Origin of the sequence: Marinobacter halophilus (assembly GCF_003007685.1) — a bacterium.
Taxonomy (GTDB): domain Bacteria; phylum Pseudomonadota; class Gammaproteobacteria; order Pseudomonadales; family Oleiphilaceae; genus Marinobacter; species Marinobacter halophilus.
Genome location: NZ_PXNN01000005.1, coordinates 156849 through 168741, shown reverse-complemented (window position 1 = coordinate 168741; position 11893 = coordinate 156849). Strand labels below are relative to the sequence as shown.

Annotated in this window: 7 protein-coding genes; all 7 read right to left on the bottom strand. The window is 62.2% G+C overall.

Annotated features, from left to right (window positions below):
* The coding region (tssI, locus tag C7H08_RS04055; RefSeq protein ID WP_133169815.1) for a type VI secretion system tip protein TssI/VgrG at positions 1–800 on the bottom strand (800 nt) is incomplete at its 3' end.
* Positions 801–903: 103 nt separating this feature from the next.
* Positions 904–4491, bottom strand: a complete 3588-nt coding sequence (gene tssM, locus C7H08_RS04050; protein WP_106670494.1) for a type VI secretion system membrane subunit TssM — start codon at positions 4489–4491, stop codon at positions 904–906.
* Between the two features lie 24 nt (positions 4492–4515).
* Positions 4516–5955 carry a type VI secretion system protein TssA gene (gene tssA, locus C7H08_RS04045; protein ID WP_106670493.1) on the bottom strand — a complete coding sequence of 480 codons (1440 nt, stop codon included), beginning with the start codon at positions 5953–5955 and terminating at the stop codon, positions 4516–4518.
* Between the two features lie 10 nt (positions 5956–5965).
* Positions 5966–6607, bottom strand: coding sequence for a type VI secretion system-associated protein VasI (gene vasI / locus C7H08_RS04040; protein WP_106670492.1), 642 nt, complete (start codon positions 6605–6607; stop codon positions 5966–5968).
* A complete protein-coding gene (locus tag C7H08_RS04035; protein ID WP_106670491.1) occupies positions 6604–8169 on the bottom strand; it encodes a sigma 54-interacting transcriptional regulator in 1566 nt (521 codons plus the stop codon). The genes vasI and C7H08_RS04035 overlap by 4 nt, the downstream gene beginning before the upstream one ends.
* A gap of 256 nt (positions 8170–8425) precedes the next feature.
* Complete coding sequence (gene tssH / locus C7H08_RS04030; protein WP_165793924.1) at positions 8426–11059, bottom strand: type VI secretion system ATPase TssH; 2634 nt, start codon at positions 11057–11059, stop codon at positions 8426–8428.
* 10 nt (positions 11060–11069) lie between these two features.
* A complete protein-coding gene (gene icmH, locus C7H08_RS04025) occupies positions 11070–11891 on the bottom strand; it encodes a type IVB secretion system protein IcmH/DotU (RefSeq protein ID WP_106670489.1) in 822 nt (273 codons plus the stop codon).
* Positions 11892–11893 lie beyond the last annotated feature (2 nt).

Here is an 11893-nt window from a genome sequence, read left to right as displayed (position 1 = left end):
TTGTAGCGGCCGGGGTAGTCGTAGTGTTGATAGTCTTCGCGGTGGTTCGGGCTGCCGGCGCTTTGTTCGTGCATCAGGGCGTAGGCGGGGTTTTTGAAGGTGTAGTCCTTCATGGCGACCGAAGCGGCTTTGATGCGTTCTTCGTAGGCGAAGCTGAACACGCAGGCCTGTTTGGTGCTGCCGCCGGCCTGGGTGTTGCAGGGCACCGGGTCCAGTTTCGGGGCGTCGCCGTGGTGGTCGGCGATGATCAGCGCCGGTTGTTCTTCGCCGTCCACGCTGCCGTGCTGGTAACGGTAATGCCAGCCTTCTTCGGCGGCCAGGCGTTCGATAAATTTCAGGTCGGATTCCCGGTGCTGGACGCAGTATTCCCGCTCTTCCGGCGGGCGTTTGAAGTCAAAGACGGTGTCGATGATGCCCCGCTCTTCCAGCAGGGTGCGCACGATGGCGTCTGTCGTTTGAGTCTGGAAGATGCGGCTGTTGTGCATCAGGCCCAGGCGCCACAGCGGGGGCTGGATCACCACCTCATAGGCGGTGTGGCGGTGGCCGGTGTTACCCCGGACAAATTCGTTGACCACGCCGGTGAAGCGGCGCAGGGGCTCGCCGTCCTGCCACACTACCAGATCCACCGGCTGCTCCAGAATGTCGGTGGCCACCACGTCCGGATCGGTACTGGCCAGCTGCAAGCGGCCGTGAAACAGGCGGGAGAGGCTTTCGGTCAGCGCGAAGCCGACAACAACGAAATGATCTGAGGGGAATTCGCCTACACGGGCGGTAAACTGCAATCCGCTTGCCTGGGGCATGACTTCGGTCCCTGAAGAGTGAACGTGTCCGTTTCAGCCAGCACCATCCAGGCGCAGGCTCCGGTCATTCCGGGCACATCGGCCCGGAATGACGGCGCACAGTTTAATACAAGCTGCGGGGTATGCGGTACCCCGAGAGCAGCTGCTGTGTGAACGGGTTGGTATTACTGGCCGCATGCAGGCGATATCGCATCTCGCCGTCGTCCACATTGAACTTCACGTCGACGGCGCTGCCGCTGACCCCGGCGATGTCGGCCTTATCCAGCAACCGGAACAGGGCCCAGGGCCCGCTCTCGGAAATGCTGCGGGGTGAGCGATTGACCTGGATCGGCACCAGGGTGATGCGGCTCTCTGCCGAATCCCGCAGGGTGTTGGGCCATACCAGCGGTATGCTCTGGCGCGGGCCATGGGAGAATTCCACCAGCTGGCCATCGATGTTCACCACCGCCCGGCGCTTGTTGTTGGTCAGGTTCAGGGGCTCGAGCGCAAACTCGACATCCAGGGCGCCACTGCGGGTGAAGAAGGCCTGGCGGATCTGTTTGGCGCGCTCCAGCGACGCCACCACATCACGCCGGACCAGGCTGGCCCGGCGGGCATCGCCCACGTGCTCGGGATGGTCCTCCAGAAACAGCTTCAGGTTGTCGTTGTAGAAGGTTTCCAGAATGCCGTCCGGGGCGAAAAAGCGCTCAAAATCCTGCAGTGCGGCATCGCGGCCGGCACCGGCGGTGAACGGGTAATGGCGGGCCAGGTTCTGCTGGAACGGCTGGTACACCTCGCGGTACCACTCACGCTCCAGCTGCGCCACCGCCCGGTCCAGCACCACGCGCCAGCTCTCCGAGGCCAATCGGTTCAGGACCCGGTTGAGTGGTTCCGGCTGATGACTGGACATCCGCTGCAGGGTGAAAATGGGGTCGGCGCCCTGCAGGCCCATGCGGGCGCGGGCGGCGCTGAGCGCGGCTTTGCCGGCGTCTGGCGATTCCTGGATGTTGCGAAGGTACTCGTGCAACTCACCCACCATCAGCATGATCTCATCCAGGCCCGAAGGCTGGTCACCCTGTTTGCGGGTGAGCCGGTTCAGGTCCGCAAACTGCCGCTCGATGTCCTGCAGCATGCGAAAGTGCGGCGACTGTTCCAGCAGCCGGCGAGTGGCTTCGGCTTCGCCCTCACCGACGGGGATCAGGCGGGTGTTGGCCTGTACCTGGTCGAGCAAACGGGCCAGGGGCTCGTGGCCACTGGTCAGGCTTTCCAGAATGCGGACGCCGTGATTCAGGTCCTCAAACCTGTTGATATTGACCCGGCTGACGGCGGTGCGCCAGGCGCTGGCGTAATGCTCGGCGTAGAGGGTTTGCAGGCTGGCCAGCAGTTCCGCCTCATCGGCCTTGCTGAAATCGACATCGTTGCGACGACCCAGCACCCAGGCATCCACCAGGGCCAGTTCAGTCACCGATCCGGATTTACGCAGGAACCATTTCTCCAGGCCGTCCCGGGTTAGCAGGGCCGGGATGGACAACGGATCTTCGGCCGAGGGCAACTCTTCCGGCAGCGGCTCGCCGTAGGCGTCCATGCGGTTGAACACCGTGGTGAACGCCGGCCCTGAGCTGCGCGCCAGTTCCAGCGGTGTCTGGAAATCGCGATTGGCCTCGGCTTGTAGATCCCGATAGACGCGATCCGGCGTGCTGATACGACCCAGCTCGTGCTGAGCCCACTGCACACTGCTGCGGAAGGGTGCCAGCGCCATGGTCGCGGTCTGGTCACCGTCGGCCGCCATACCGGCCAGGTTGGTGTGCGCCATGGCGTATTGCAGGTGGCCATACAGCCGGTTCTGCACGTCGCGCTGGCCCGGGAAACGGCTCTGCCAATAGTCGCGCATGTAGGACGCCACAATGTCGGTACGGCGGCCGCCAGCGTCGTACATCATGCGCAGTACCCGCAAATGCTCAAGGCGTTCGGTGCTGTTGTCGGGCGCCCGGCCCATGTCTTCCATAACACCGAACATCAGTGCCGGCAGGTACTGATACGCCAGCATGTCGACATAGGCGGCATCCACTTCCGGCCCGACTTTGTGACCCTGATACAGGCCCATATCGGCCACCAGGCTCCACTCGTTGCGATAGTCGCCGAACGCCAGGGTGGCTTCGCGCAATTCGTCCAGCGGCTGCAGCAGGTTGCGACCGGTGCTGTCGGGCTCATAGCCCACCGGTTGCCAGTTGTTCAGGAACGACTTGACCCGGTTTTCCACTTGCGTGGCGGCCTCGGCATTCTGGACAAAGTAGTGCTGCCAGCCGGCGGTGATGCCGGCGCCGGCAAACAGGGCGACGACCGCCGCAACTGCAACCTTGCGCTGGCGTTGGCCTACCACTTTACGGTTGTCGCCGGCCAAGCCGGCTTCCGGATAGATTACGTCGGGGAACAGGCCCTTGGTGAACAGGCTGGCCGACTGGCCACCGCGTTGGGCCGGCTGGATGGGACCGGTCATCTGATAGTTGCGGGCAGCCGCGGCGACAAAGGCGTCTTCCGGCACGCCTTCCTGCAGCACCGAGGTAAAGTAGGTGCCGCGCACCAGCGCCGGGGTAGAGAAGGCATCGGCCGAGAGCAGATCGGTCAGGAACTGCTCCATGGTCGGCTTCAGGCCCGCCAGCTGACGGGTGAAGGAGTAGGCCGCGGCCCGGTCTTCGCTGTCGCGGTTATCGGCCAGCACATCCGGCAGGCGCTGGCCCAGCTCGTCCACCATCTCGGTGTAGCGATCGGCAAACTGTTCCAGCCATTGATCGTGATCCTGCTGGCTGTCGAGGCGAAAGGTGAAACCCAGTGCCTGGTCTTTTTCGGCTTTCGACAGCGAACGCACAAACGGCGCGAAACCGTACATCAGGTCCATTTTGGTGAAGGTGATGTAGACCGGCAGGCGGGAGCCCAGTTGTTCCATCAATTCCCGCAGGCGGGTGCGCAACAGAATGGCGTGGGCTTCCCGTTGCTGATCGCTGGACGTGCTCAGGCGCGCCAGATCCACCGCCAGGATGACCCCGTTCAGAGGACGCTGCGGGCGGCTGCGTTCCAGCCAGCCGATGAAGTGGTTCCACAGCCGATTCTGGATTTCGCCGGTGGCGCCCTCGCCCTGGCTCAGCAGTTCACCATCCGGGTCGATCAGTACGCCGTTATCGCCAATCCACCAGTCGAAACCGAACGGATTGCGGTCGCCACGGTTGTTACGGGTAACGTTGGTAAGCGTGTAGGTTTGCCCGGCGCGCTGAATCAGGCTGGTTTTGCCGGCGCCTTCCAGGCCCATCACCAGATACCAGGGCAAACGGTACAGCCCTTTGCGACCGGGCAGATTGCTCTTCAGCGCCTGCAACTGGCGGTCCAGCAGCCGTTGCTGACGGCGCTCCATGGGCAGGATCGGATCTTCCTGTTCCTGCTGCTCCTCGGCTTTGGCCTTGTTGACCTTGCCCAGGCGGCGGGCCAGAGCCATGCCCCAGAACACCACAACCAGCAGCACAACGCCCAGGGTAACCAGGGCCCGCATCTGCCACGCGACCAGCGGGTATTCCCCAGCAATTTCCAGCCGGGGGCCAAGCCACCAGGTGGCCACCAACAGCGCGATGATCGCCAGGGTCAACGTGACCGGGGCGGCGTTACGTAGGTGAGGCAGTAGCCAACGACCAATGAGTAAGGCTTTTCTCCACATGGTTTCCATTCCTGCGTTTGATGCGTGCGGGCGTTACGCCAGTCGTTCCAGTTGTTTGATCAGGCCGGGTTCCCAGTCTTCGAGAACCAGTCCCTGGACCTGTTTTTTCAAGTCCTGAATCTGTTGCCCGGCCAGAGTTTTCAAGCCGGTTTCCTTCAAAAGTTTGGCGGTGCTCAAGCGCCAGTAATAGCGCTCTCGGGGCTCCCGGGCATCGGAAAGTCCCTGTTCCAGAAGCTCCAGAGCCGCTGGCAGCTTGTTCTGGCGGGCCAGTTCCACTGCTCCGTCAAGCGCCTGCTCCCAGGGGTTGGCTCCGCCACCGTTGCCCTTGGCCGACACCGGAGCAGTAAACGTCCAGTCTGCCGCCGCTTCGCTCAAAAACGGGGTGCCGTCGTTAAACGTCAGCTCCGCCAGCTGCGGCAGCCGTTCAACGAAGGCTTTCAGGGCCTCGCGAATGGCTTCCGCGCAGTCATTTTTGCCCATGGCCGACGCCGCGCGAGCGCTCAACCAGTGGCCATCCAGCCAGAATGGGCTGACCGACAGGCTTTGTTCGATGCGCTGCCAGAGTTCGATATCCGGAGTCTTATCCAGCGCTTCTTTATACTCGGCAACCCGATCGGCGCTCACGGCGGCCAGGTCGGTGCGCTTGCCGTCCCGGGTGGGCGGCAAGCTGGTGATGCTTTGCCAGATGGCATAGCGACGCATCTGGTAACCCAGCGGGGTCTCCGGGTCAGTGGTGGTCAGCAATTCAGCGACCTTCAGTAAGCTCTGCCGGGTTGCCCGTTCATTGCCGGGATCGAGCGTCAGGTTACCCAAAGTCGCCGAGGCCGTGCTGGCAGGTTTGGCCGATGATGCAGACTGACTCTCGCTACGTTCTGCCGGTCGAGGTCCAGATGTCGTCTGGCTGGCCGCCCCCGGATCCGACTTCGGCAGTTTTTCGACCGCTCGCTTCAGATCAAACAGCGGGTCGTCCGGCAAGTCGCGATCCTTGGCCTGGGCATCGAGTTTTGCGAGAAGATCCAGGCAATACTGCCGGCCATCACCGACACTGGCATCAAAGCTGAGACCTTCAACGCTCTTGATAGCGCGCTGCATCATCTGCGTGAACAGCATTTTGCGGGGCCGCTGGCCTTTTGCACCCGAATACGGCCAGGCCTGTTCCCACCAGCTGTCCAGCACCCGATTCAGCAACAGCAGCGACAGAACAAATCGCTCGCCGTCACCACCCCGTTGGAGGCTGAGCATCAGGAACCCGAGTACCTTGAGGTCCTTGCTGCGGTCCGCCAGCAGTTTAAGGGCTTCACTTTCAACCTTGTGCCAGTTGATGTCGTTGTGGGCGAGCGAGCCCACCTTCATCACTTCATCTTCGAGAAACTCGAGAATGCTGTCATCGTCCAGGCTCTCACCCACCCCGGACTCACCCGAGATCACCGCCAGCACCTGTTCAACGTAAGGATGTTGCTCAATAACCTGCATACTCACCCCCTTACCAGCCACAGGCCTGACGCAGTGGCTGGATGGCCTCTGCGTAGCCGGTGAGATCAAACAACAATCCGTCGAGCTCCGGGGCGCTGGCGTTCAGCCTGACATCCTGCTGGCGAACGATGCCCTGCACGATGCGGATCGCCGGCAAGCCCCGGCCGGCACTGACCACCAGGCCTTCATCCCGAACTCGCCAGTGGGCGCGCTCAGCCCCCAAGGTCACGTCCACTCGTTCCCGCTCCATCGGCTCCGGCAACATGACGGTCAGCTCGGTAATATTGTTGTGGCACTGCAGCGCCAGGACCGGCCGCGGGGGCTGAACGCCCAGCGCACTGATGGTCACCAGGTGCCCTGCCGCAGCTCCGGTATTACGGTAGATAACACCAGAGGCATCTTCGCCGCCGGCCTGGGCAAACGCTCTGCGCCAGCGCTCGGTCTGGTTTACCTGGGGCTGTCGCTGACTACTCTCGTAGCGGGCCAGGGGCGTGGCAAACACGCTATCGAAGCAGGCCAGCCGTTCCAGCCGGTTGGGCTCTTCGGTGCAGGTTTCGGCTTCGCTCAGGCGCAGGTCGGCCAGGCCGGGGCCACTGGCCGCCAGCAACGCCAGGCCAAACAGCTGGCGTCGGGTTCGGTCTTTCAGGGTCATACGTCGGTTACCTGATACTTCAGACATTTATGGGCCAGGGTGCGCTTGGGCAGGCCCAGACTTTCGGCGGTCTGAGCGCGATTACCGCTGTACTGGCGCAGGCGTTCACGGATGATGGCGGCTTCAAAAGCCTGGGCGGCCGCCTTGAGATCACGGATGTCATCAGCCACCGGCACACCCTCCATGGTTTTGGGCTCAACCTCGGCCGACAGGGACTGGCCCATATCGGCGAACAGATCGTCCAGGCGCAGCACTTCCGGCTGTATGTCGTCACCGGCCGGCGTTTGCAGGCAGGCCAGCTCCACGATGTTGCGCAGTTCGCGCACGTTGCCGGGGAAGTTGTAGCCTGCCAGGGTGTGCAGCGCGTGGCTGCTGATGCCCAGCGGGCCACTGCCTTCGCGCGCGGTGTACAGGCGAATGAAATGGCGGCTCAGGGCTTCCAGATCTTCGGTGCGTTCGCGTAGGGGAATGACCCGCAGAGGAAACTGACTGAGACGGTAGAACAGGTCTCTTCGGAAAATGCCGTTTTCAATCCCTTGCTGCAGGGGCTGATGCGTGGCGGCCACCAGACGGAAGTCGGAGTGTTGCTCATCCCGGGCGCCTAGGGGGCGGAACTGACGGCTTTCCAGCACCCGCAGCAATTTGGATTGCAGGGCCATGGGCATGTCGCCGATTTCGTCGAGGAACAGAGTGCCACCATTGGCCTGGGCCAACAGGCCTTCTTTGGCCTGATCGGCACCGGAGAAGGCGCCTTTGGTGTGGCCAAACAGTTCGCTTTCGAGCAGGGTGTCCGGGATGGCGGCACAGTTGACCACCACCATGGGGCCATTGGCCCGCTCGGACATATCGTGGATGCCTCGAGCCACCACGTCTTTACCGCAGCCGGTTTCGCCCTGGATCAGTACCGACAGTTGGCTGCCGGCAGCGCGAACCACCTGGGTGCGCAGGTTGACCATGGCGTCGGAGTTGCCGACCAGGGTGTGCGCCAGTTGGGTGCAACGCTGGCGCAGGGTTTCGGCGTCGTGCAGGTGGTCGAGGGAGCGTTTGAGCAGGCGCCGTTGCCAGACCTGATCGCGGCTTTGCAGCTGACTGATCCACTGATGCACCAGCAGGTGTTTGATGCCGGTGTACAGGGGTTGGCCGACGATGTTCTGCCAGTCGGGGTCTTCGCCACACAGTACGAGCATGCCGAGGGTGCGGCCGTCTTGTCCGGACAGGGGCTCAAGCCAGAGGCTTCTTGGGCGGTCGCTGGCGTCGAACAGGGCCTGGAAGCCGGGATGGTCCAGGCGGTAGCTGGCGGCGCGGGTGAGTTCTCTGGGCTGGCCGGTTTGCAATACGTGGGCAAACGGATGGCTGAAGTCGCCGCAGTCGAATTCGCTGGTGTCACTGAGCTGACCACAATGCAGGGTTCGGCCGCTGAGATCGAGTTCGAGGGCCCAGCATTTGGTGAGGCCGAAGGCTTTTTGGAGCTGGCTGGTGGCGGTGTTCAGCAACGCAGGCAGAGTGTCCTGTTTGATCAGTGCCACCGCCAGGTCTATGCCGGTGTGCAGTTCCTTCTGCATTCTTCCCATGCTTTCCATTCCAGAATAATGACTTAGGAGATCGTCGCCCGCGCACCCTGCGGGGTGGCTTTCCAAAACACGCTGTGAATACATCCTTGTACGCTCCGCTCTCGTTTGCCGCCCGCACACCGTGGGGTTGAGCGTTCCAAAACACGCTGTGAATACGTCCGTGTACGCTCCGCTCCGCCATCCATGGCTCCGCAGGGTTTTGGAACGCTCAACCCCACGGTGCGCTACGATTCAGTTAGCCTGGGCGTTAAGCGACGGTTCCTGTGAATTTGTTTTCTTCGACACCCAGAGTAACCTTGGTCACCGGCTCTCTTGCCGCCAGCTTCTCCAGCAGCGCCAGGGATACCGGTGGCAATAGTTCGCCTTCGATGATCGACTCCAGCATCCTTGCGCCGTTTTCGCTTCTTGTCGCACGGCTACGGATGGCTTCTACCAGGCCGGCTTCCAGTTCCACCTCGGTGTGGTAACGGGCTTTGATCTGGTCGGCCAGGCGCTGGAGTTTGTCGGCGACGATACGGTTGAGGGTGTCTTCGCCCAGCGGCAGGTAGGGCACCACTTCCATTCTGGCCAGCAACGCTGGTTTGAAGAAGTTGGCCAATTCCGGGTACAGGGCTTCCTCGATCTTTTCCGGTACTTCGGCGTGGGTCACGATGGTCTGGTAGCCGAGGTTGGAGGTGAGGAAGAAGACCACGTTTTTGCAGTCGATCAACCGGCCTTCGCCGTCCGCCAGTTCGCCTTTGTCGAAGGCCTGGTAGAACAGGTTGAGGACCTCCGGATGTGCTTTTTCGACTTCGTCGAGCAGGACCACGGAATAGGGTTTCTGGCGGATGGCTTCGGTGAGGATGCCGCCTTCGCCGAATCCGACGTAGCCTGGGGGTGAGCCGATCAGGCGGGAGACGGTGTGTTTCTCCTGGTATTCTGACATGTTGATGGTGGTGAGGAACTGGCGGCCGCCGTAGAGCAGTTCGGCCAGTTGTACCACGGTTTCGGTTTTACCGACGCCGCTGGGGCCCACCAGCAGAAAGGCACCCATGGGCCGGCCGGGCCTCCGCAGGTCGGCGCGGGCGGTGAGCAGGTGCTGGTGCAGGCAGTCAATGGCGGTGTCCTGGCCTTTGATGTGGGCCTGCAGGTATGCCGGCAAATGGGTGATTTTTTGCAGTTCGTCGGTGGTCATGCGGTTGACCGGGATGCCGGTCCAGTCGGCGATGACTTCGGCGACCTGGCGGGCGTCGACCCGAGCGTGGACCAGGGGCTCGTCGGCCTGGAGCTCGGCCAGCTCCTGTTCGATGGCGGCGGCCTCGCTTTTCAGGTCCGGGCGTTCCTCGTTTTCGGGATCTGCGCTGCCTTCCTCCACGTCTGCCGAGGGCTGATCATCGGTCAGCATCTGTTCGCGGATTTCCACCAGCCGGGCCACCAGGTCGCGCTGGTCGTTCCAGCTTTGTTCCAGGGCTTCGGATTCAGCGGTCAGGTCAGCAATCTGCTGTTCCAGCGCCTGTTCACGTTCTGCGTCGACACTCTGGCCGAGGGTATGCTCCCGGCTCAGCAGTTCCTGTTCCATGGCCAGCTGGTGCAACTCACTGCGCACGTGGCTGAGACGACGGGGCGGCGTACTCAGGTTAAGGCTAACCCGGGCGCAGGCGGTGTCCAGTACGTCGATGGCTTTGTCTGGCAACTGGCGACCCGCCAGGTAACGAGCTGACATTTCCGCAGCGGCTTTCAGGGCGCTGTCGGCGACCAGTACCTGATGGGCCTTTTCATAAACGGTGCGCAGGCCACGGAGGATGTGCACAGCTTCACCCGGGGTCGGCTCGTTCAGGGCCACGGGCTGGAAACGACGGCTCAGGGCCGGGTCTTTTTCAAAGTATTTCTTGTACTCGCGCCAGGTGGTGGCAGCGATGGTGCGTAACTCGCCCCGGGCCAGGGCCGGTTTCAGCAGGTTGGCGGCGTCGGAGCCACCTTCGCTGTTGCCGGCACCAATCAGGGTGTGAGCTTCGTCGATGAACAGAATGATTGGGGTGACGGAGCCTTTGACCGCTTCGATCACGCCTTTCAGGCGCTTCTCGAACTCGCCCTTGACCGAGGCGCCAGCCTGCAGGGCGCCCATGTCCAGGGTCCAGAGTTCGACGGTTTTCAGGCGGTCCGGCACGTCGCCGTTGACAATGCGCAGCGCCAGGCCCTCCACCAGGGCGCTTTTACCGACGCCGGCGTCGCCCACCACGATGGGGTTGTTCTTGCGGCGACGGCAGAGGATGTCGATCATCTGGTCGATTTCGGTATCCCGGCACACCACCGGGTCCAGCTTCTGTTCCCGGGCCAGTTTGGTGAAGTCGGTGGCGTAGCGTTTGAGCGGGTCGATGTCGGTTTCAATAGCGGGTTTACCACTGCCGTTGTCGGCCAGCTGCGGACGTTCTACCGACCCTTCGGTCAGCCGATCAAACTGCTTGCGTAGCTGTTCACGGTTGATGTCCACCAGGGCCTGGGCCACTCGCGGCATCAGGTAGCGGTCGGCGCTCATCAGCAGCGCCAGGAAGAGCGCGCCGGAGCGCAGATCTGTGTGCCCGAGCTCGGTGGAGGCCAGCAGCCAGGCGTCCTGCATCAACTCCACCAACAAAGGTGAAAATGACGGGTAGGGCTCGGCGGATTGCGCTTCGCCGTTCAGGCTATCGCCCACCTGTGGTTGCAGCTGCTGGTGGTTGATGCCGGTGTGTTCCAGAATCTGGCGCACATCAGAAAAGGGTGTTTCCAGCAATTTGAACAGCAGGTGCGCGGGCGTAATCTCGGCGCCCTGGCGGCTAATACACAGGGCGGCGGAGGCTTCCAGAGCCTGGCGTGAAATGTCGTTTAGGCGCCCGATGAGCGCCGGCAGTTCTACCCGAATCACAGTGATATCCTTATTTCGGTAGTTGGTCCAGTACGCTGAGCACATCCCTGATGCGTTCGTTCAGCGCAATGTTGTAAAGGTGGTAAATACCCGTCATTGCGACGATAAACAGTCCGCCAATGCCCCACAGGGGCAGGCCGCTGCGCAAACGGTTGCGAGCCGGGGCGACATTGGCGGAGGCATCCGCCAGCGGCTGCGGGTCCCGATCCGTCCGAAGCTCACGCAACTGCTCGTAGAGGCCGCGGACAATCTGGTTGTACTCATCCCGGCCGTTTTCCATCACTTTGTAGCGACCTTCAAAACCCAGGCACAGGCACAGGTAGATGAAGCCCAGCATGTCACGGTAACGAGACGGCTCCTTTTCCATGCGAGCGAGGATCGCGAAGACTTTTTCCCCGCCCCAGGTTTCGTTGTGGAAGCGCGACAACAGGGAGTGCTGCGACCAAACGCTGTGCGCGCCCCAGTCCGTGCCCAACACCGCCTCATCAATGAACGCGCACAGCACGTAGCGATAGGCGACTACGGTCGGGCGCTCGTAGCCCTGTTCGATCAGTTCCCGGTCTATGGCCGCCACTTCATCTACTACTTGCTGATACAGGCTCTCGACGTCTCGAAAGTCCACCAGCCGGCGCACCCGGATCACCAGTCCCAACAACGGCGTAGCGGCGTCGATCAGGCGGTTGACTTCCAGCCCTCTGAGCTGAAAACCGGCGTTATCGAATTCGTTCCGGGAACCCTCGTTGCCAGAATCTGCGAACAGAAGGTCGCTGAATGCACGATCACCCGAATCCCTGGTGTTGTCTGGTCTGTCCATTACCGGTGCATCTGCCATGA

Bases quoted from the DNA above. Each gene is read 5' to 3' on its own strand.
- C7H08_RS04035 (WP_106670491.1), bottom strand. From the start codon at position 8,169: ATGCAGAAGGAACTGCACACCGGCATAGACCTGGCGGTGGCACTGATC.
- icmH (WP_106670489.1), bottom strand. From the start codon at position 11,891: ATGGCAGATGCACCGGTAATGGACAGACCAGACAACACCAGGGATTCG.
- vasI (WP_106670492.1), bottom strand. From the start codon at position 6,607: ATGACCCTGAAAGACCGAACCCGACGCCAGCTGTTTGGCCTGGCGTTG.
- tssA (WP_106670493.1), bottom strand. From the start codon at position 5,955: ATGCAGGTTATTGAGCAACATCCTTACGTTGAACAGGTGCTGGCGGTG.
- tssM (WP_106670494.1), bottom strand. From the start codon at position 4,491: ATGGAAACCATGTGGAGAAAAGCCTTACTCATTGGTCGTTGGCTACTG.